Annotated in this window: 5 protein-coding genes; all 5 read right to left on the bottom strand. The window is 35.1% G+C overall.

The annotated features are described in order from the left end of the window. Window positions 1-76: 76 nt before the first annotated feature. The 5 genes from NNL09_RS09955 to NNL09_RS09935 all read right to left on the bottom strand — a co-directional run bounded on the left by NNL09_RS09955 (window position 77) and on the right by NNL09_RS09935 (window position 24,782). On the bottom strand, window positions 77-18,514 hold the full coding sequence (locus NNL09_RS09955; protein ID WP_256524085.1) for an SDR family NAD(P)-dependent oxidoreductase: 18,438 nt from the start codon (window positions 18,512-18,514) through the stop codon (window positions 77-79). Between the two features lie 185 nt (window positions 18,515-18,699). Beyond that, window positions 18,700-19,530, bottom strand: coding sequence for a hypothetical protein (locus tag NNL09_RS09950; RefSeq protein ID WP_025665731.1), 831 nt, complete (start codon window positions 19,528-19,530; stop codon window positions 18,700-18,702). A gap of 85 nt (window positions 19,531-19,615) precedes the next feature. Continuing rightward, window positions 19,616-20,881, bottom strand: a complete 1,266-nt coding sequence (locus NNL09_RS09945) for a GMC family oxidoreductase N-terminal domain-containing protein (RefSeq protein ID WP_025665732.1) — start codon at window positions 20,879-20,881, stop codon at window positions 19,616-19,618. 223 nt (window positions 20,882-21,104) lie between these two features. Next, window positions 21,105-21,992 carry an outer membrane lipoprotein-sorting protein gene (locus NNL09_RS09940; RefSeq protein WP_196912022.1) on the bottom strand — a complete coding sequence of 296 codons (888 nt, stop codon included), beginning with the start codon at window positions 21,990-21,992 and terminating at the stop codon, window positions 21,105-21,107. Window positions 21,993-22,199: 207 nt separating this feature from the next. Next, entirely contained in the window at window positions 22,200-24,782 is a 2,583-nt protein-coding gene (locus NNL09_RS09935) for an RND family transporter (protein ID WP_025665734.1), read from the bottom strand. Between the last annotated feature and the right edge of the window lie 32 nt (window positions 24,783-24,814).

The following is a 24,814-nucleotide window of genomic DNA, read 5'->3' as shown; positions in this document are numbered from 1 at the left end:
CATGTTGTTAACTATTCTTTTAGGGAGGTGAAGTAATCTTAAAAAATCCCTCAATGTTTGTTTATTATCTCTAAGATCAATTTAGCTTTGCTGCCTCCTCTACTGAGATTTCATTATTCAAAACTTTCTCAATTACATCGCTATAAAAACTATCATCGAAATTTTGATTATGTAATGTAACCTGAGAAGTGTTATCTATTTTTTCTTCCAAAATCCGAGATGAAAATCCAAGTATCTGTACACAAACATTTCCTTCTTGATCACACAGATCCAGATCTAGTTTAATCACTCTATCTCCGGGTTTACAACCCTGAGAATAACGTACCCATACGTACATTAGGGAAGTGCATTTAGAAATTATATGTACAGATTCCAGTGCAAAAGGTAGTAATGGTCTGGATGGCAGGTTATCTACATCCACCATTAAACCTATACATGCCTGAAGAGCGCTATCCATTACACTGGGATGCAAGGTGAATTGATTATGATCGGTTTCTGCCTCTACAGGTAAGCTAAGTTGTGCCAAAAGTTGTTCTGCTCCCATATAAATAACCGATACTCCTTGATGAGAAAGGCCATAATCCATTCCTATCTGTTTAAAGGAACTATAAACCGTATGAGATTCGATAATACCTTCACACATTTGTGCTTTAAGCTGATCAATATCCTTTTTGATAGAGATTTCACCCTTTATGAAAATTGCTTGCCCCTGACAATGTATCTCCTCTTGCTGATGCTGTGCTTTTGTATCGTTGCTATAAATTTCAAAATCAATTTTTTCTTCAGTACTACTTTTATTCTCACTGTCAAATAAACTTATAGAAGCCTGTTTGTTTGCATCAACATATAGCGGTTTTAGCCAAACTACATTTTGTAGTTCTACTATATATCCTTCTTGATAAATGGTTGATGCATGATTAACTGCTGCCAGAGCCATTTCGAGATAGGCTACTGCAGGTAGTACTTTATGTCCATTTACTTTATGATCTCTTAAGAAGAATTCCTTACCGTTGAAAGCAGTTGTATAGCATTGTTGGCTTAGATCAGAAGTATTTTGATGTAATAAAGGATGTATAATTGAAACCGAAGTTTCTGATTTCTTTATACTTTCTTCATTTTTTGACGTATTTAGCCAATACCTTTCTTTAGCAAAAGGGTATGAAGGTAAAGGAATTCGATTGACTATTTCTCCTTCGTACAATTTATACCAATTTAACTTAAGCCCTTTTACCCATAGATCTGTTAAGCTGGACAACTTATTTTCGGTAATCCATTTATCAATAATTTGCTGTAGATCTGTATCAACGCTAAACAAGTCTTGAATTTCATTATTTTGCTTAACCTGTCCTATCCAGGTATTTTTAACAGAACGTTCTCTATTAATGTAAGCCTTAAGTTTTTTGACTAGTTCTTCTATAGAACTTACCACAAACCCTAAACGTTCTTCCATAGCTTCTCTACCCACCTGAAGGGTATATGCTAACTCTGTTAAGTTTACCCTGTTGGTTATTTGCCCTTTTTCTTTTTGATAACTAATAAACCTCAATAAGTCAATAGCTTTTTGTGATAACTGTTCAGGTGTCCTCGCAGAAAGTGGAATAATAACCGGATTATTTTTTCTGGTTGTATTTTGTTTTTCAGGGTACAAATATTCTTTTACAACTATATGCGCATTGGTTCCACTATGTCCAAAAGAGTTTATTGCCGCCATTCGGGGTATTCCTTCTAATGGACTCCAATCTATAATTTCTGTATTGATATAAAAAGGAGAATCGGTAAATTCAATAAGAGGATTGATAGTTTTAAAGTTTAACAACTTAGGTATTTTATTCTCTTGCAAAGACAATAATACCTTTATTAGTCCAATAACACCTGCAGCAGCTGCGGCATGCCCAACATAAGACTTAGCGCTACCAACTACGCAAAATTCTTTTTTCTCTGTAAAGTTTTGGAAAGCTCTTACCAAAGCATTTGTTTCTACAGGATCACCGAGTTTTGTTCCGGTACCATGTGCTTCGACATAATTGATCTTTTCCGGATCGATATTAAACTTATTATAAATATCTACTATAAGTTTTTCCTGCGCAGCCCCATTGGGTGCTGTTATACCATTGCTCGCACCGTCTTGATTAATTCCAGACCCTGAAATAACACCATAAATCTTATCTCCTGATTTTACTGCATCTTCCAGACGTTTCAATACTACCATACCTATTCCTTCTGACATTATAGTGCCATCGGCAGTCTGATCAAAAGTAAAACAACGACCTTTTGGTGATAACATCTCAATTTTATCGAGTCGGATTAACACATTTTGATCCAAACAAGCGTTTACTCCTCCCGCAAGTGCTAAATCTGTTTCCTTATTTCTTAAACTTTCGCAAGCTAAGTGCAAAGCTACTGCAGAAGAAGAACAACCAGTATTAACCACAAAGGAAGGACCATTCAAATTTAAAATATAGGATAATCGAGAAGCGATAATAGCATCAGAGTATCCTGTGAAAGTTTCTCCTGTATATCCTGTAGGTTCGGCACCAATGTAAATCCCTGTTTGAGTTTCGGAAAAATCTTTGGGGTTGTATCCAGCATTTTCAATTGCTTTCCAGCTTTCCTGAAGAATCAATCTCTGATGTGGATTCATAGATTCTGCTTCTTTTGGAGAAATATTAAAGAACAAAGGATCAAAACAATCTCTTTCTTCTAATATTCCTCCCCATTTACATCGGGTTTTACCGGGTTGTTTTGTGGTACTATAGTAATTTCTTTGATCCAGGTAAGAATCAGGAAGCTCGCTCACACCATCAATTCCATTCTCCAAATTGTGCCAAAATTCTTCAATATTATCTGCTTTAGGGAACATTCCGGATATTCCTACCACTGCAATCTCAGATAGGATTGATTCTCTTTGTTCTGAAGACGGTCCCAAAAAAGCTTTTTCATTGATATTGAACCTATTTCCTGTTAAGTTAACAGGTGCAATAACTTTATTCTCATGAATCTCTGACACTTCCTCTTTATTTTCTAGAGGTGTAATATCTTGTTGCTTGGGTATACGAGGTTTTATTTGTTCCTGATACGTATTTACAATATGTTTCTCTAAACGATTTACCGAAGAGTGCTCAAATATAATTGCTGTATTTAATGAAATAGAAAGAGCTTCATTAATTTGATTTATAAAACTTACCCCTAGAATTGAATCTATTCCATAATCTGAAAAAGCTATATTCGAATCAATACTCGCAAGAGAAATTTTCAAAGTTTTTGATAAACTATCCAAAATTACTGTTCGAGTATATTCTGAAACATCTTGTAATGGTTTTGAGGCAAAACCTGATTTTTGTAATGAATCTGATATCTTCTTTTTAGGTTGTTCTGGTTTGCTTTTTTCAAGAATAGGAGGAGTAGAAGATCCTTTCTGTTTCTTTTTTACTGATATTTTACGTCTTATTACACCATCAGTTTGAGCCAAAACTATCTGTTGCCCTAGATTATGTGTTTCCTCGGCGGGGAACAATACCATAGGGAAACCTTCTTCTTTTAAAACCTTCTGCCATCCCGCAGATGTTACTCCAGGGCTTCCGGGCATCCTAAGATCAGCATCTTTAAAAAGCCACCATCCATCTAGTAATCCAAAAGTAAGATGGTTAAAAAGTGCCGGAGTACTTAATTCATTAATAAACAAATATCCATTTGAATTCAGTATAGCTTTAGCATTACGTAAGGTTTGCCGTATATCACGTGTTGCATGTAGCACATTGGTTGCAATTACCAAATCATATGAACCTGCTTCAATATCCTGATCTTCTATTGGTTGTTCTATATCCAATCGTTGACAATGTATGTATGGATTGTCCTGTAAATATTTTTCTTCTGCATGAAAAAAGAACACTTTTGAAAGATCTGTATAGCAATATTGATCTATAGAAGCTTTAAAGGGTTGTAATTTTGAAAAAATAATAGCCGATGTTCCTCCTGTCCCTGCGCCAATCTCCAGGATTCTTAGTTTTGCTTCTGGGTTAGATTGCAGTTTTTGTTGTATGTAAGTAGCAACAGCATTGGCTATTATTTCATTGAAGGTATCTGATCGTAAGTTATTTTTATATACTCCTTCGACTTTTTCCATCGAAGCATTAGGGAATATAATATCTGTTGCCAAAACTTTGCCAGTTAAAATTTCTGGTAATTTTTCCAGGCAATTATCCACAAGGGTTACCCAGGCTTTTCGATCAGGATTTTGTAAATGCTTTTCTTTTTCAACTTCCCATTTGTTCCATACTTCTTTGGTATTTGTCTTTTTCAGAGAACTAATAGTTCCATTTTTAAACTGAATATACCCATTTTGATTAAACCTTTGAAGGCAATTATCCCACCAAGAAGTATATTTATCCAGGACTCCACATCGTTTTCGTAAGTCAGAAATTTTCAGTGTTTTTTCCTGATAATTTACCTTTATTAATTGTTCTATTTGGCAATATAACAATTGAAGAAGCCAATCTTCAAGTTCGCTTTTTTCTTCTTCGTCTTTTAATCTATCAATTTTTTCTTGTGGAATTTCAATGTTTTTAGCAGACAGTTGTATTGAAGACAATACTGATTTTTCCATATAGGAGATAAATTCATCCTGATCACAATTCATCAATGCCTTAATAGGTGATGATGCTTTCATACATAGGGCTTGATGAATTCTTTCATTACAAAGTTCTCCAATAAATTGTTCGAAGCATTGGTAACCTTCATTATTTTCAAGAGCTTCAAAATTATCTGTCAAAATTTCTTCATTACCATCTTCAATGGTATCTAATGAGGATTTCCAGAACCCCCAGTTGATAATCCCTATTGGAAATTTTGATTCTCTCCTTATCGAGTGTACCAAACTATCAGCATATGTAATACCGCTGGCATAAGCAGAAAGCTTAGATGCTCCTGAAAAAGAATAGGCTTGTCCCGATGAAAAATAACACATAAAGTCAAGGGATTCATTTTTCAGAGCTGTATAGAAAACCCAACTCCCTTGGGCTTTCAAATCAAAAATAGATCTAAACTCTTCTTCTGTAGTTTGATCTAGTGAATTTTCAAAGTTGAAGATCATTCCAGAAAAAACAGCTCCATTTATAGTAATGTAATTCTGTTTTATGAACGTTATAGTTTCCTGCATGGCTTCCAGATCGGTTACATCTGCTTGCATATATTCTAAATTGCCCTTACATCCATCAAACGATTTCATAGCTGTTTTCACCTTTTCTGAGGTTACTTCACTTCTTCCAATCCACACTACTGTTGCTTCATATTTTTCCATCAATTGATGAGTAATAATCTTTCCTACAGTACCGCTTCCACCAACAATTATGTATACACCATTCTGACGAATTGCAGTCATGTTCTGCTTACTCCAGTTTAGTTTGTAGAGCTTCTGGCGATATCGTTTTCCTGATCTGATCTTAAATACTTCTCCTCTATCTGAAGGAGGTTCTTGTAAGATCATTTCCAGTAGTTGAGCATGCTCTTTTGACGTCTCTATATCTTCTGAAGATACATCCAGATTTCTAATACGGAATTGATAACTCCCTTGTGCAAGAGAATAGGCTAAACCTGTAATTCCTGCCCCGATAAATTGATTAGATTCTGCATGAATCGTATGCGTATCTAATGTCAATACATAGGTTTCAATTTTTTCTTTAATGCTATTTTCTTGTTTAAGGGATTTAACAAGACGTAAAAACTGAATCTCTTGCGTTTCGTAATTCTGTCTTAATTCTGTTTGATCAACTGGTTGAGAAAATTTATTTTCGAGAGAAAGAAAATACACAATATCTATAGTATCAATACTCTGTAAGCAAACCTGAAAACCTTTAGGGTCGTTTATTCCGCATTGCCATTCTTTATCTGATACCTGTATTGTTTTATCAGAAACCTTTATAACAAAAGTTTTACCTCCCTCTTTCTGATTGTGATATTTTTGTATCTCTTCTTCAAACCCGGAAGTATTTCCGCTGCATACAATCAATACATTTTTATGAGTTACCTCAATTTTTGATGGTTTAATGGGTTGTTCTTCCCATTGAGTCTGGTAACTAACCTTATCCCAATTCAGATCACTTTCTATAATAGATGTCTTCTTATAAAGGGGTAAAAATTCACAAGCTTTTACCAGTTCTAAGTCTCGAATGATGATTATACTATTACCGTTCTTATCACATAGATCAATATCAAGTTTTATAGAACTGCTTTGGGATTGCTCTTCTGGTGTTATTCTTATCCAGGCAAACATTTCTTCAGTATAAGCAGAAATTACCGTTAAAGTTCCCATCGCTACTGGTATCAATGCCTTTGTCTCTGGGGATAACATCGTACTCGCTTGTATAACGCCTTCTATTATCGCTGGATGTAATACATATTTTTTATGCTCTGTTACCGGCATTACAAGTTTTGCCAATACCTGCTCGTTTCCAACGAGTATTTCATCAAGAACCTGAAAAGGTTTCTCATAACTTACTCCTTCATTTTTTAAAGCATCATATAAGCCAGATATTTCTATCTTTTCGGCTTTAATTTGTTTTTTAAGTTCTGAAATGTCCAATTTTGTGATTTCGGGTTTTGTTCTGAGTATTGCATTTCCGAAAAAATAAGTCTCTTGATTTTCTTTCTCTTGATTCTTTATTTCATATAGAACTTTGTTATCGTTCGTTACCGATAATGAAACCTTGATATTTTTATCTTTATCGACGATACAGGGCATTCCCCACTTCAAATGATTTAATTGAATAACTGTTGAGTTTTCTATGGAAGGTGCAGCCATTTGGACTGCAGCTCTTGCCATTTCTAGGTATATTCCTGTAGTTATTATTATATTATCCTGATATCTATATCCAGCTATAAGAGGCTGTTCTACACTAAATGTTGAGCTATAGCTTTGCTCAATGAGATTTGAGGTATTATAATGTACTAATGGATGTAAGGCACTTCCTATAGTTTTCGAATATTTTTGAGTAGAGTCTATCCAATAACGATCTTGTGCAAAAGGATAAGCAGGTAATGCAATACGTTTGGGGTGATTTTCTCCATAGAATTTTTTCCAATCTATAGCCAATCCTTTAACCCATAATTCCATTAGTTTGGGCAGTTTTCTTCTGGTAATCCACTTTTCAATTGCTTCTTTCATATCATCATCTCCATTGATGATATTCATATCTTCCTGACCGTGTTTTACTTTACCCAAAAAGATTCCCTCTACTGTTTCTGAACCTTCCAGATACGCTTCCAGTTTTTCAATCAATTGATTCATGGTATTTATCAGGAAACCAAGGCGTACCTCAAACTCTTCTTTACATACCTGAAGGCTATATGCCAAATCCTGTACATTAAAAGTTTCTTTAGGTTCTGAGATCAAATCCAACACATCACGCGCTTTTTGATACAACTGCTCTTCAGTTCTTGCTGAGAGTAAAATCATCACTTTTTCTTCCCGAGTCTTTACTGGTATAGGCTGTTTATGTTCTACAGGAACTTCAAATTCTTCTATTACAACATGTGCATTGGTACCGCTTCTTCCAAAAGAACTCACAGCTCCCAGATAAGGTTTACTTTGATCCTTGGTCCATTCTCTCTTCTTTTTGTTGATATAGAAGGGACTATCTCTCCAAGTTATATAATCGTTTTCTTCAACACAGTTGAGACTTGCCGGTATTTGGCGATGTTGCATCGCTTTCAGTAAATTAACAACACTCACCAGGCCTGATGCTGCCAGGGTATGTCCTATATTACTCTTGCAGCTGGTTAGGGCACAATATTCCTGTTTTGCTAAAGAATTTTGATCTCCTTTCAATTTTTTAAAGGCCTTGGCTAATGCATTTATTTCAACAGGGTCTCCTAATTTGGTACCTGTTCCATGTGTAACGATATAGGATAGATCATTTGTATTGATTTGGTGATCAGTATAGATTTTTTCAATTAATGCAGCCTGTCTATCTCCATTAGGAGCAGTAACTCCATTAGTCTTTCCATCAAAGTTAATTCCGCTAGCTTTAATTGTACCATAGATAGTATCATCATCTGCTATAGCTGTCGATAGTGGTTTTAACATTAGAACTACGACAGACTCTCCTACTCCAATACCTTTGGCATTTTTTGAAAATGTATGACAACGCCCATCTTCGGAAAGCATGCCTGCCTCACTCATCATTATATAACTTTCTGGTGAAAGCAACAATGAAACTCCTGCTACAATAGCTGATTTACATTCTCCCTGACGTAAACTCGAAACTGCCTGATGAAGTGCTACCAATCCTGAAGAGCAGGCAGTGTTTGTTGAAATAGCCGGCCCTTGAAGATCCAAAAAGTAAGAAAGTCTGGAGCTTATCATTGCATTTCCGGTAGTGGTAATTCCTGGTTTTCCGGTAATCTGATCGTATTGCCCTTCTTCCATTCCTACAAAAACACCTACCTTTTTACCTTTGATCTCCTTTGGAGATATTCTGGCGTCTTCAATAGCTTTATAAGTTTCTATCAGTAATAAGCGTTCTGCCGGATCCATATACTCAGCTTCACGCGGTGAAATTCCAAAAAACAAAGGATCAAACTTATCCACTCCGTGAATAAAACCTCCTTTATTTGTTGTTATCTTATTATTAGTATTGTCTGGAGCTATGTAATAATCACTCCAATCCCATCTATTTGTTGGTATTTCGGTAATAGCATCTTTGCCTTCTGAAAGTAACGACCATAGTTGATCTACTGTCTGCGCCTGTGGGAAACGTCCCGACATCCCCACTACTGCAATAGGTTCAGTATTTGATACATCTATCTGTTTTGGATAAAGGTGTGAGGAAAATGAGTTATTATGTATTGGCTTAATACTTTTTAGCTTAGCTATTGTTATTTTTTCATTATTTCCTTTTTCATTGGTTGCTTCAGTGATATAAAATTCGTCTATCTGATCTGGATACTCCTCCAGAATATAATCTACCAATTTTTGAATTGTAGTTGCGCTAAAGAATACTGCTGGGGTTATTTCTACTTCAAAATAAGCTGCTAGCTTAGAGGCAAGTTTACCTAAACTAATAGAATCAAAACCATACTCGGTAAGATTTTGATCTACCTTTAATCGATTCTGATTGATTTTTGTCAGGCTTGCTATCTGTTGTTTTAGATCATTAGTTACACAATCTTTTACCGAAATCCCTTGATCCCGAAGTTCTCTTTCTATTTTTTTAATATTGTTTGTATTGACTAATACATTTTCTATACTTTTTGACTGCTCTGTAACATATAAACGATTTAAAACTTGTTCTATCCTTGATGGTTTCCCTAACATAACCAAGGTTTGCAATTTATCTGTTTTTATAAGGTCATGCCATAATCCTATTCCTTGAGATGTTTTTAATGGTTCCTGTCCACTACTTTTTAAATAAAAAGAAGCTTGCTCGGCATCACTGGTTCCCATACCTCCTTCTTCCCATAATGGCCAGTTGATGACCATCGTTTTGCTTTTTAACTCAGGTTTTTGTTCTCTATAAAAACTGTACGCCATCTGAAAACGGCTTGCTAAAGCATAATCACAGGATCCAAAATCTCCTAAAAAAGCTGATACCGATGAAAAATAGCAGATAAAATCTAAAGACGGTTGATTTAACACCTCATCGAGTACAATAGTCCCATAGGTTTTGGGATAAAGTATAGTTTTGATATCATCTGTTGAACGTTGGTAAAATGGCTGTGAAGATGCTATTCCTGCCGCATGAATAATCCCTGAAATCTCAAAAGGTAGTTGTGATCGTAATGCCAACATCGCTTCTTTATCACTGACATCGACAGATCGATAATGTACTTGTCCTGCTCCAGCATTTTTTACTATTGCTAATTGTTCTTCAATCACCGAAGATATTGGTGTTCGACCTATCAACAATAAATTTGCCTGATAATTTTCTGCCAAAAAACGAGCAAACTGTAAGCCTAATTTTCCGCACCCTCCGGTAATTAAATAATTTCCTTTTTGTTTAAGAACAGATTCGTTAGTTACTTTATTGGGTATCGATGACTGTAAAGACAACCTATATCGTTGATCATTTTTATACCACAATACTCCATTACATTGCAACGCTTCTGCTATTAATTGCAATGAATATATCGGAGAATCAATATAAAACAAAGATAATTCTGTGTTGGGTAGCAGTAGTTTTAAAGATCGTTCAAAGCCTATCCAGGAATAGTCCCAACAAGTATTCACCTCAGCTGTATTATAATGTCCTACAAGTGTTATGTGTTCTACTGGTAAAGCTGATGATCTGATTGTTTTAAACACATCAAACAACCTATAAATCCCTTCTTCTCCCTTACCTTTTGCCCACAGGTAAAGAATATGAATTGGTTTACGTTCCTGATCATTTACAATAGCAAGTATTTTTTCTATATCATGTGTATTATCCGGACTACACTTATACAACTGAGATGTAACTCTTTGATAATTGTCTGATTGCTCTACAACTATAGTCTGAGACAGGCTATCTGGCATCTCTTGTTTCAACATTTCGCTAAACTCCTTGTTTGCAAAAACAATAGTTGAGCGATTTTCTTTCTTTACCGGAACAATGGTACGCTGTTCTTTTTTCCAATATTCTCTAAAAAAAAGTGGTTCAGTTATTTCCTGTTCAAAAACTGATTCAACATTCTTTCTACTTTTATTCTCTTCAATCCAATATCGTTCTTTGGCAAAAGGATAAAGTGGTAATTGAATACGTTGGGGTTTAACTTTTCCATACAGTTTATTCCAATCCAGATCATACCCCTCAACCCATAATTTGATTAGATTGGAAAGCTTTTTCTGCTGTATCCATTTATCTATCGTTTCTTGTAAATCTGTATCATTTGAAAATAATGAAATTGTAGTTTCATTATTTTTTGCTTTTCCTACAAACGTATCTTGAGTCCGTTTCTTTCCTTCAATATATCCATTTAGTTTTTCTACTAATTGATCTTGAGTACTTGCTACCACCCCCAAACGATATTCCATCTCCATTCTTCCAATCTGCATGGTATATGCTACCTGATCCAAATCACAAGATTGCTCTTGTTTATTTAAATACGCTAGTATATCAACAGCTTTTTGCTTTAACTGTTCTTCTGTTTTTGCTGATAAGGGAAAAACATAACCTGTATCTTGATTACTTTTTGAATTTAGTGTGTTAGTTTCTGCAGAATTATATTCAGATATAACCATATGAGCATTAGTCCCACTAAACCCAAAAGAACTGATTGCTGCCTGTCGCTGTTGATCTTGTTCTACTTGCCAATCTTTGAGTTGAGTATTAACATAAAATGGACTGTTTTCTATACTGATATGTTCATTCAGGTTTTCGAAATTAATGGTTGGGGGCAGTTTTTTATATTTCAACGACATCAAGAGTTTAATCACTCCTGCGACTCCTGCAGCCATTAAACAATGACCAATATTACTTTTAACAGAACCCAGTGCGCAATATGCTTTTTCTGAAGTATATCTTGTAAAGGATTCTACCAAAGCCTCAACCTCAATCGGATCTCCAAGCTTAGTTCCTGTTCCGTGTGCTTCAACCAACTGAATAGAAGATGGATCTATTCTGTAATTATCATAAACTTCTTGTTGTAGCTTAGATTGAGCTTCGGTATTCGGGGCTGTAATCCCATTGGTCTTGCCATCCTGATTAATGCCCCAACCCTTGATGACTCCCAAGATATTATCTCCATCATTTTCTGCATCTTCAAGCCTTTTTAGCATCACTACTCCAACTCCTTCACCTGGCACAAAACCATTAGCATTTTGGTCGAAGGTATGGCATTTGCCATCTGATGATAACATTCCCATTTGTGAAGTCTTGATATGCATATCTGCCCCTGCTCCAATATATACTCCTCCAGCCAGCATAAGATCACTCTGACCCAGGATCAATGAATCACAAGCATTAGCAATCGCTACCAATGAGGAAGAACAAGCTGTATCGATAGTCAAACAAGGACCTTGCAAGTTCAGAAAATAAGATATCCGTGCAGCCAGTATTGAGTTATCTCCTCCTGTAAAACCGTAAGCACTTGTTCGCATATTATCAGATAACAAATGATAGTCTCCCTGGCCACAACCTACAAATACACCGCATTTACTTTTCTCCAATAGTTTAGCATTATAGCCTGCATTTTCTATGGCATGCCAACAGGTTTGCAGAAACAGCCTTTGCTGCGGGTCCATACATTCTGCTTCAGATGGTGATATATTAAAAAATAAAGGATCAAAAAGATCATATTCTTCAAGTGCCCCCATCCATTTGCTATACGTTTTTCCCGGAGTAGCTTCTCCATCTTGATAGTATTTATCAATATCCCATCGTTTTTGAGAAATTTCACTTATACAGTTCTTCCCTTCTACAATATTGTTCCAGAAAGTTTCCACATTATTTGCCATAGGAAACTGACCTGCCATACCAATGATGGCTATGGATTGAGGTTTATCTTTTAATCTTAGATCCGATGTTGTTATTGATACTTTAGGTTTTGAGATAGATTCTCTTTGATTAGATGACAAAGCATCTGTATTCTGAGATATTATTGATGCATTAACCTCTACAGGTATTGCTTCTTTCTGAATAGGCGGCACTCCCAGTTTCTGCATTTCCTCTTTAACATAACGACTAAATTCTATAAGGTTTGGATAACTGTAAATTTTGGTTGCGTTAATGGAAATCTTATATTTTTCATTGATCTTTCTTATCCAGGTTACTCCTATGATTGAATCCAAACCTAGATCTACAAACTGACTATCCTCATCAATTTCGTCTTCTTCCATGTGTAGTTCCTGAGCCAGTAAGTTTTTGAGATTATTTTTAATCATTGGTAATACATCTGCATACTGTGGTGTTTTTTCAGACTTGGATAAAATAGCTTTCTCTGTAAAAGCTACTTGTTCCCGAGTATCTTCTGAAGTAGTATTGAAATTACCTTCTATACGCTCCAGGGTATCCGAACGTCCTACAAAAGTCTTTTCGTGCATAGACAACTCCCGGGTATATGTATCTTCTAAACGATCCTTGATATCACGAGTTATCTGATGTTTGAAGGCAATTAAACTATCACGGGTATTACGCGTTAATTCTCTGGCCAATGTAAATGTAAACTCTCCAATCTCCTTACGGGAAACAACCGGTAAGGATACTCCTTTTTTATTTAATTCCTTTCCAGAATATTCTATTCCCGTTAGCAACGTACCACGAGCAAGATCATAACCTATACGCTCAGGAAAAATCAACGTCGAGCCTGCCCCGGGAGTAAATCCGTAATTCATATAAGGGCTTACATAATGACTTTCTGTACTCAATATTGGGAAATCACTAAACATACCCATAGACCATCCTGCTCCAATACCATGTCCTTGCATGGATGCTATTACAGGAATATTACAATCCATGGCTAAGTGATATATTGTAGTATCAGTAAATTTAATTTTGCCTTCCTGTATATCGAGTAACATTTCTTTAGTTCCTCCTGAGATGAAATAACTGTCATATCCCGTTAAGATCACCACCTTGTATAATGAAGACGCAGCTATATGATCGAAGATCTCTATCATTCCTTCCATAAAGGCATCTGAAAACATATTCTTGGCCTCTCGATCTTCCATCTTTATCTCTACTATTCCTTCTGGATGTAAAGTAGCCTTTATAACTTGTGATCTTAATTCTATTTCTGTTGCTACCTCTGGTAATGAGATTGAGCTTACTTCTTCGCTTTCTATCCAGATTGGTAACTTATCTAATACTGATCTTAATATCGTCTGTTGAGCCTTTTTCCAATCTCGTATAACTTCAATAGGTAGCAATGACCAATATCCAGCCTGATCTAAGGCCTCTGTAATCGGATTTGCTGAAATCACTACAGAACCTGTATGCTGCTGTAAATCCAAACCACTATACTCCCTACCGGTAAGCAATACCTCCTGAGCCAGGTAATCTCCTAACCCACGAACAAAAAACGGAAGTGATAAACTACCTAATTCTGCTACTCCAACTAGCCCCGAAGCCGAATATATACCTTCGGTATGATAGATACACACATCACAACACTGACCTAGTAACCAACCTATATCTGTAGCATTTCCTTCAAAAGCTGCAATCACGGGAACAGGAGCATTAATCAGTAGATTTTGAAGTTGTTTAATCAACGATACTGAATTTGATAATTTAGATACCCTTAAAAAGTCTTTGGCTGTGCTGCTAAGTACAAGAACCTTATAAGCCGATGTATTTTCTAACTGATTTAAAATATCTTCTAAACCGGAAATAAGGGTTTTTAGTTTATAGTTTTTATCTCCTGTAGCTATCCTGATTGTGAGCACTCCCTCTATAGGGGACTCCAGTTCTATGTATTTGGATCGGGTGGTTACCACATTATCAGATCCTGTGAATTCATCTTCTGCCTTAAAAGTATTTACCTGCTTTAATCCTGCTACTTGCTTCTCTAGATCACGACCAAGATGTCGCTTTAATAAGCCAAGAGAAGTTACAGGCTTTTCACTCAATGATAAGGCTAGATCTTCTACATATTGGTGCACTTCATTAGAAGCTACAATCGGAACACTCCAACCTCTTTTCTTTAAAGAAGTACCTGTACATAATCCAAAACGATATAAAAAATCCCTGGAAAACACATCTCCAAAACGCTCACCAAACAAAGATTCCTCTTCCCTAAAAGGAAACAATCCAACTGTTATATCTGTATAACCATATCGCGAGTCCTCACTACAAACCATAAAATCACATAAAGCTCCCAGTAAGAAACCTGATCCCATAGCATCTCCCTGCATCTCTGCTATTATTGGATAAGGAAAAGACACTATAGATTGGTAAAGCCCTTGAGTTATAGATTCATTATAAGCCTCCCGATCACCTTGAAGGAACGTTTCACCCGTGCCTGTTAATATCAATACTTTTAACAACGGAAGGGTTTTTACATAGTTTAGACTATGCATCAATTCTTCTATTAATTCTTTAGAAAGTGTATTGCCTGTTTTTGTATCAATATCAAGACTGTAAACTCCCTGACTCCTATCATATAATTTTATAGAAGAGATCACCTTTGAAGCATTAGATGCTTCTAATGCATGTCCAGCAGTATGGTCAAGGGTAAACTTTGCTTTGGGTGTTACTCTCGGGTGTATATTTTCAGAATCTATATCATTAAGTGACTTGAGTGAGATATTAGCAGGTTTAGAAACTGATACTTTATCAAAACCTTCACCCGAAGAAATAATAGTATCATCTGTAGTATGCAAAACTCGTATGGGAATCGGGAGTTCTACTAAAGTCCCAAAAGCATTATCCTTTTCTTGTAGTTTTAGCGGAGTTAATTCAGGATGTTTTTCAACAATATCCTGTTGCTTTTTATAAGCAGCCCAAAACCCTCTTTTGTGATCAAAAGGATATGTCGGAACTTCCAGAGTCTTAGTATCAATCGGATATAATTTTCTCCAATTTATATTCTTACCCAGGCACCATTGTTCGGCTACGTGCTCCAAATCCAAGCTATCTACGATAACTTCATTCTTATCTAGCTGGTTTAGTTTTGATTTTTTTATACTACCTACATAAATGTTAGATTGAAAAGTTCCTTCCAGAAAGTTTGTCAAATATGTTTTGAGATTCTCGATAGTATCATATGCAAAAGCTAACCTATGTTCCATCTCCTCTTTGGTACTTTGCAAGGTATATGACAATTGATAAGGAGTCATAGATGTGTTTTGGCTCACATAATTCAGCATGCTTTTTGCATAACTCTTCAGTATTTCTTCTCGTCTTGCTGATAATATAAATAAATGTGGTCCCTCGATTGCTTTAGAATTCTCTATCTCATCGTTTTCATAGGATTCAATAACTACATGGGCATTTGCTCCACCAATTCCAAAACTACTTACTCCCGCAATAATTCTCTTTTGATCCTTGCCTGTTAACCATTCCGTTCCATTTTCCAGAATATGAAAAGGTTTATTTTCTATTTCAATTTTGCTGTTTATGTTTTTGAAATTTTGAGTAGGAGGTAAATAATTATGCTTCATAGCCATAATTACTTTGAGTAGTCCGGCAATTCCAGATGCTGCTTCCAAATGACCAATATTGGTTTTTACTGATCCTATTCCACACCAAGGCGTGTATTTTTTATTTTTTTGACCTTGTAATGATTGAAAAGCTTTGGTCAAACCTAAAATTTCTATAGGGTCTCCTAAACTGGTTCCTGTGCCATGTGTTTCTATATATGATACATTTTGTATATCAATATTAGCCTTTGTATATGCTTCTTCAATGAGCTGTTTTTGTTTGTTTGGATTAGGTACAGTTACCCCTCCGGAGTAGCCTCCATGATTTACTGCTGTACTTTTAATTATAGCTAGCACATTATCACTATCGGCTATTGCTTTTGGCATTGGTTTTAAAAGAAGTAGCACTGCTCCTTCACCACGTACATATCCATTAGCCCTGTCATCAAAAGTGTAGCATTTGCCATCAACACTTAGCATATTGGATTCTTTGTAAGCAATACTCTTTGTTGGTTCACACATAAGATGTATGCCTCCAACTATGGCTTGTTCGCATTGGTTCTGTTGGATGGCTGCAACTGCATTATTTATGGCAACCAAAGATGAGGAACAAGCCGTATCAATGGTTAAGCTTGGGCCATCAAGGTCATAAAAATATGAAATCCTGTTTGAAAGCATTGCCATCGCCGTTCCCGTAGCCGAAAACTCTTTAATTTCAGGGTTTTTATGTAATAAAGTTTCATAATCACTCCCACTAGCACCTATAAATACACCTGTTTTACTATTTTTTAATAGTGAAGGTTTGTATCCAGAGTTTTCAATTAGTTCCCAGGTTAATTCCAGAAGAATTCTTTGTTGCGGGTCTATTAATTTTGCTTCTCTTGGGGATATTTCGAAAAAAGATGCATCAAATTTATCCACATCTTTTATATATCCTCCATAGTTGATCCCTTTATGAATACCATCTATATCGATATTTTCTGGCCAATCCCATCTCTCTTTTGGTGTAGTAGTGATGCAAGAATTTCCATTCACCAAATTTTCCCAAAATTCTTCTTTATTATTCGCTCCAGGTACCTTTAGTGAAAGCCCTACAATGGCAATGTCATGAGAATTTATATGATTTTTCTTAGTGCTTACAACTTCGTTATCTTCTTTTAAATCAGATATAACACTATGGTCTGAAAGCAGAAAAGATGCAATTTCTTTCACTGTAAATAATCCATAAAATGTACTTGGATTACTTTGCAAGCCATACTCTATATTGAGGTGTTCTGAAAGTTCGGTATATACAATAGATTCAACACCAAACCTTCTTAAGTCTGTATGGATAGTAATCTCTTTGTTTTCTAAAATTTCAGAAAAAAAGCTGACCATAGTTTCGCATAATTGTTCTTCACTTAGATCGCTATTCTTTTTAAAATTTTGATTAAATATTGAAGGATTATCTGAAAATTTAGCAGTTTCCAGGTTTGGTGTATGTGGTATTGAAAAAGACTCTTTCTCATCTTCCTTTTCTCCTCTAATCCAAATACTTGCAATGTTTAATGGTTCTGATAATTTTTTAATTGTAAATATCTTTGCTATCAACATCCCATCCTTTTCCCTTACTAAAGAAGAGCTTAGCTTGATTGTGTTCTCATCCAGGAAAGAAAAATGTTCTAGATTATATACTAATTCTTCATTGGCATTAGCATTTCCATAATAGTGTATATCTCTAGCAATGGTAGAGCTATTTTTGGCCCAATTATAATTATCAATCTCTCCAATGTATTTTTTCTGAAAAAAACTCAATTCGCATTTATCACTTATTTTGGGATACGAAGCAAAATATAAAAGCCCAACACCATTGATATCATCATAAGAATCAATTTGATATTTTTTTTGAAACAAAGGTTCTATATCGGTAGAGATATTAAAAGAGCTATCATTAAGAATTATTTCTTGTATATCGTTATCTTCTTCATTTTTTTCGGATTGAAAAAAACAGGATTTTGCTTTAAAAAAGTTTTTTGCGACTTCAGGAAGTTTATTGTGAACCGGAATATTTTTATGCTCTACGTTTAAAGGTGTTCCTTTTACGAGTTTCTCGTTATTTCCCGAATTTCGAGAAGAAAAAACGGACATCAATTCTGTTTTTATATCTTTATTATGCCCGCTTACCTGACCATTACTAAAAAACATCTTTTTACCATACTTCGATAGATGGCTTTTAATCTCTATTTCTTCGTTTTCACTGAATTCACTCAGGCAATTATTAGATTCCCATTTTATTCGAACAAAGCTAGCATATAGCCTATTTCCATTACTATCAATCAACTTGTCTGATTCTGTTTCCAGTCCTTCTGATATCATTTTCCAATGTATATCACCTAGTTCTTTCATTAACCAGTTTTCAGACAGTCCATCCCATAACATTTGTGGTATGTTTAAACTATATGTTCGATTTTCAGACACTTTATTCATTGCATTTATAATCATTAAAAATTGGGAAATAAACTCCTATGCCAAATTTTTTACAGCCTTGGTTAATTGAATATAATTTGAAATCTAAATGGATGGGTGTAGATATAATGTACCTCTTTTAGAAATTTTCTCTAATGTATGATCTACTATAGCAAGAAACTAAGTAAAGAGGTTATGCCCGATTTTTATATCATCATTTCTTCAGGTTGATCAACTTCCCGAACATAATCTACTTCAGCATTACGGTATTTTTCTTTATCTAATATTTTGGGCATTTTTGCAAACGCATAAGGCAGCATACTAGGGATTAACCAGTTTGCCAGTGCATAAGGAAAGTATCCTCCTGGATCAACTGCATCGTATACAAATTCATATTCTACTTCTCCATTCTTTAAAGGAGTGTACCGCCATCTATTATGCATTTTTGTAACTCGATGATACCGTTTATTAATAGGTAATTTATCTGGAGCAGCTACAAAATTAAACTTCATTTCTTTACTAACAGGGTCTTGTGAAAATTCTGATTTAACCACAAATTCTCTATGCTTGAAAGGAGGAAAAAGCTTCTGTTTAAAGGTATAATACACTAGTCTTGGATCTGCTCCGTCCAACTTTGGGTCTGATCCGTTTATATAGTATGAATCAAACATACCAACATCTTTTGCAGCATCAGGGTTTCGCATAAGTGTTAAAATGCTAGCTAATCTGGCTCTAAGTCTTCCTACTATTTTAATTTTTAACCAAGTTTCTCCCGGAACTTTTAAGGTATATACCACCATTCCTTTCTTATCTGATTTCATTTTCCATTGGCCAGAGCCTGAATTTTTCCATAAGGAATGTACTAAGGTCAAAGTAAATATTAGTAATAGTACTTCAACCAGAACTAAGGTTATAACTCCTAATTGTCCATCTATAAATCTATTCCATACAAAAGGAGCAGCAGCTCCTACCGCAATACTTAAAAGTGTTAAGATCAATAAAAAACCATTGGTCTTATTTTTCTCAGAATGTTCCATATTATTTATTGTTTTTGTGTTATAATTCAAAACCGTTCGTTAGCTTTTGCTAGTTTTGAGATTGTTTGGTTGGTTATTTATTTTTTTAAGAAGCTATCAAGTTTCTGGCTAGATATTTGGCCAGGCAAACAAGTGTAAGAGTTGGCGTTATTCTTTCGTTTTCGGGTAGCACAGAGCCATCACAGACGTACAAATTGCTATACTCTGTCTGAAGTTTCTCATCGATATGCTCTTTTATTTTTATGGTTCCCAGAGCTCCTCCTGATATAAGGTCGGTTTTAAAGATTTTTCTGGCTCCTGCATTTTTTAATATTTCATTAGCCGCTTCCATTCCTTTCTCTAATTTCTGGTGATCATTACTTGTCAGCTCCTTATGATACTTTCCACTTTCAGTAAGTCTACCTCCAACGGGTTCTTTGACCTTAACTGTTATCCCAATATGTTTTGGATATGAGGCTATGCGTAAAGGTTTACCAGAGACGAGCATCCCTACATTGAATAGGAAGCGATGAAAATTAGCATCCATCAATTCGATATCATTATCTAGCTTTGCTCCCATACAACCGCAAAAGTTTTCTGCAGATGAAAGGTCCGGAACCTTACCTATAAGACCAATACTTGGGTTGATATAAAAACCTTGATTTACTACATTTTTGACTCCACTATTTTTAAGAATAATAGGAGAAGCCAGTGAACCTGCAGCGAGAATTATTTTTTCTCCATATGCTTTAAACACCTTCTTTTTTCGGCCAATTTGATACTCAACACCAATGGCCTTTTTATGATCAAGAATTGCCTTAGAAACAGTGGCCTGGTTAACCAAAACTGCTCCATTTCTAAGCGCATCTTCTACATAGGTTCTGGCTTTCCATTTTACTTCATAATAATTTTTATGATTGAATTTTGACTGATCTATCAACATCAATTTCTTTTTCCAGTTGTAACCTAATTCTATGGCACTCTCGCCCAATCTTTTTGCCTGACTACCAATAAATCCATCCGAAATTTCGGCGACTGGTAATTCTTTACGCACTTGTTCAAGATCTTCTGTAAGATCAATTCCTAAATTCTTGAAAGTTTCTATGGGTGGCAGGTCTGCCACAGCAAGATACATAGCGGTTGTGCCTCCGGTAGTAAAAGCTCTTAAATCTTTCAGTTTATCTGCAACACGTACTTCGTTAGAAATTTTGGCATATCCCATAATGGATTCTTTAAGAGGTGCATTGCCTCCTCGTTCCAAGATTAAGACTTTTTTATTTTGTTTGCTTAACTCTTTTGCAATTGTAGCACCGCAAGTTCCTGAACCTACGACAATAGCATCAAAATGCTCCTCATTGTTTGAATATTTCATATGTACTATTCCTTATAAAGTTTCTGTGAGTTTGTAGTGAATTGATAACTATAAAATGTTGATAAATCATGATTCTGCACAATGATAATTATCTATTATTGATACCCATTTCACTTATGATTATCAAACTTTTACACCAAATGGTTTGGCGATCTCATCCTACATTCTAAAGTTTACGATCGTTTCTTTTGTGAAGCTTTTTTGTGTATCGAATAATTATATCCTATTTCAAATTATTACGAAGTTTGATTAAGTTACGTTCTCTAAACGTAAAATCCTCCAAAGTCCTTGTAGTTAAAAAATCGTCCAAAATTTCTTGATCAAAGGCTACCGAAATCATATTCATTATACTTATTGTACGAGTGCTAAGATTATTCATCGTTAATCGCCTTGCGATCCATACGCCATCTATTTTTTCAATCTTTGACATCGTCAATTGTTTGTAATGATCTCCCCGAACGTATAAGTTCTTTTTTAAACTAATATATCTTTCTTTATCTATCCATGATATTGTTTTACTATACTTTGATTTTTTTGCCCTTTCTGTTGTGGGAGTATACTCAATAACCCATACTTCGCGCCCTTTATAGTTTTCTTCCTTTAAAATCTTGTAGTTATATTCATCAATTTTCAGGTCTTCCATATCTTCAAGTGAGAATTCTGATCCGAAAAAACTTCCGCTACTATCATTACTATCACTACTTGATGCCAGACGTTTAACTTTACTCAATTCTGGCAAGTAGATCCAGCTATCATTATCCTTACCAAGCTCACCATATTCATAAGTTAACATACCTACTCCTTGTTCTTTTTTAGGTTCAATTATAATAGAAACTGATCGGCTATCCCGATGGTTTTCTCCATAATTTTTTGCAACACTTTCCAGCAATTTATTTCTTGCTTCTTCAGTGCACACAATCCTTTTATTAGATACAGTGTATTTACAGGTAGCCAATTTTATTCTCTGAACTGATGTATTAAAGGATTCTTTAGCTACCTTTTGCACCTTTGTCATGATATCTTTTGCTGACCGAGTTGGCAATATCTTTTTTGAAAATGACGATATCAAAACGGCCATAACAACCAATAAAACAATCTGTTTTTTTTTCATTATTTATTTATTTAGGTTGAAAAAATTTTAATACTAATTTATATGGTCAAACAACCTTTGATCCTGATAATTAAACCACAACTATACGAGTGAGACGTCGTTGATCACTTGCCTCTTTAAGCAAAAAACCATAAGAAAAAGGAAAATCGATGTAATTGCCGAAAGTATTGGAAGAGGATATTTTACCTTTTATGACTTTGCTTAGAATTATTTTTGCACGACCATTTTTCTTTGAAATTTTGGCTTTCCTTTCTTTTGAAATTTTGGTTTGAAAACCAAGATCAAAGCAGGTAATAGGAAAAGATCACACATTAAAGCTGAAAAAATCGCGATTGAACCAAATTTTCCAACATTTGCAGTTCCTTCCATCGCCGAAAAGGATAGTATCCCAAAGCCTAATCCTAAAATTAAACTTGTAAAAGTAACTGCTTGACCAACTTCTTTTATCGTATGATACAAAGCCTTTTTAATATCTCCATCTATCATTAGCTTATCACGATAATGACTGATAAAATGTACGGTATCGTCTACAGAAATACCAACTACCACCGGAAGTAATAACAGGATATCTATATCTACAGAACGTCCTGTTAACCCCAACAATCCTAAAGTTAACATGGATGGAATAAGGTTTGGGATAATCGCTATCAAACCTCCCTGTATAGATCCAAAAACGAAAATCAAGACTATGGTTACCGCAATCAAAACCATAATAATGTCCTGCAATCCATTACTGGCAATAACCTGTACAAATCTCATATTCATAGGAAGTGCACCTGTTATGGATACTTTTGTATCGGGATATTGTTGTTTGAGCATGGTTACTGCTTCATCAATATCCTTTTGCATGCCTTCGTATACTTTTAGATATTTAAGAGAACCAACATTGTATAATTGCACAGAAATATGAGATTTACTATAATTATCAGAAACTTGTTTTCTACGATCTTCTGGGTTTGCCAGGTTAAAAAGAAAAAGGGTTTGGGATAAAGCGTTTTGATTGTCAGGAATGGTATACATCTCCTCTTTTTCTTCATTCAATGTTTTATTAGCCTTTTTTACAACTTCTACCAAAGATGATGTCCTAACAACTACATCATTATATTTGGTTTCTAACTTGCGTTGCAGTTTATCGATTGTATTCAGGACAAAAGGATTTTCAAATGCGTTTGCTTTAGATAAGTCCAAATAAATTTCCATATTTAGGCTTCCCATCATTTTCTCATCGATAATATCTGCAGATTCCCTATAAGGGCTACCTTCGACAAATTGATTAGCGATATTAGTATCTATTTTAAGTACAGTTACACCATAAATATTTATTCCTAACACTAGTAGAAATAACACAATAATACCAATGGGATTCTTTTGCACTATCGACGGTACGCTATTTAATTTTTTTTGTAAAAACATGGAAAAATTAGGGAGATACTTACCTGTCGATAACCTAAATTTCTTTTTTCGTTGCGTATTCTCCCTTCCAGGTGCCCATACATCTAATAATAAAGGCAAAAAGAAGATGGTAAGAATACAGGCAAATGCTACGCCCGCTGCAGACATAATACCGAAAACCTGAATACGGGGAATCGGAATCAGAAAACAGGCCAGCATACCTATTATATTAGTAAATGCCGTCAATACAATTGCTTTGTTAGTTGATGCAAAAACTTTTTGTATTGCTATTTTTCGATCATTTCCCTGATTTCTGAAATATACATAACCCGAAAATATATGTGCAGCATCACAGACCCCAACGGTTAGGATCAGCATAATTGTTAGCATTAGAAAAACTGTTACTTCTACTTCTAACCAACCTGCCAAACCAACAGTCCAGGCAGCACTTATTATAACTATTAAAAGCGACCAGGCCACCGCACTAAATGAACGAATAAAAAACCATAACAGGATAGATATTATCAACAAAAGTCCTAAATAAATCGGGCCTGCTTCTTTAATGGCTATAGCTTGCTGCTCATAGGCCAGAGGAGCGTTTCCTACTGCATAATATTCTAGGTGACTTTTATACTCCGGTTTATCTAAAATAGTATTGATTTCCTCCATTAAAGGAACCAGTTCACTTAAGTCTGCACGTTTGAAACGGATTCTTTCTTCGTTTTTTTTGATTTCACTCATATCGGCAATGACCATTTCATCCATTTCCAGAGCATCTTCAACAAGTTCTTCATCTGTAACAATAGGTAGTTCCTCTTCTAGTAACTCAGTCCCAAAATCGGTTTCGATTAGTATTCCTCCATACTTCATATCTTTTGAAAAGAAAAGTAATGGAAAAGACTTTTGAGATTGCGCTAGCTTACGAATCTCTTCGATATCTTCCTGTTTGGTCGGAACATTATCCCCCACCAATTTTCGGGAAACCAATACATCACCTTCTGCCGTTAAAAGAGAAGCATTAACGAGTGTATTAACTTTAACAATATGTTTTAGTGCTGTTGAATCTTTATTATATTTCGTATGGAGAATATCCTCACGAATTTTCTTTACTACCTCTAAAGATTTAGTAGAAAACACATCTCCATCTAAAGGCTTATAAGCTATATATACGCCTTCATTGCTTCCAAATTCTGCTTTAAACTTATCCATGGCTACTAAAACCTCATCATTTTCTGGAAACCATCCTTCAATAGTCATGTCAAATTTGGTCTTTGGTATGCCCAAAAATGTAAATATTGTAATAGCTACAAAAGCTAACCAGATAATCAGTCTTTTTTTCCGAACCATTTGCGTAACATTTTCGAAAAAATTTGTTTTGGATTTTGGGTTCTTGCTCATAATAAGGTTTATTACATGTTTAAACAGTAATC

The organism is Aquimarina sp. EL_43, from assembly GCF_943422735.1.
GTDB classification, from domain to species: Bacteria; Bacteroidota; Bacteroidia; order Flavobacteriales; family Flavobacteriaceae; genus Aquimarina; species Aquimarina megaterium.
Note: the sequence above shows the minus strand (reverse complement) of the source record. Positions and strands in the feature narration are given on the sequence as shown.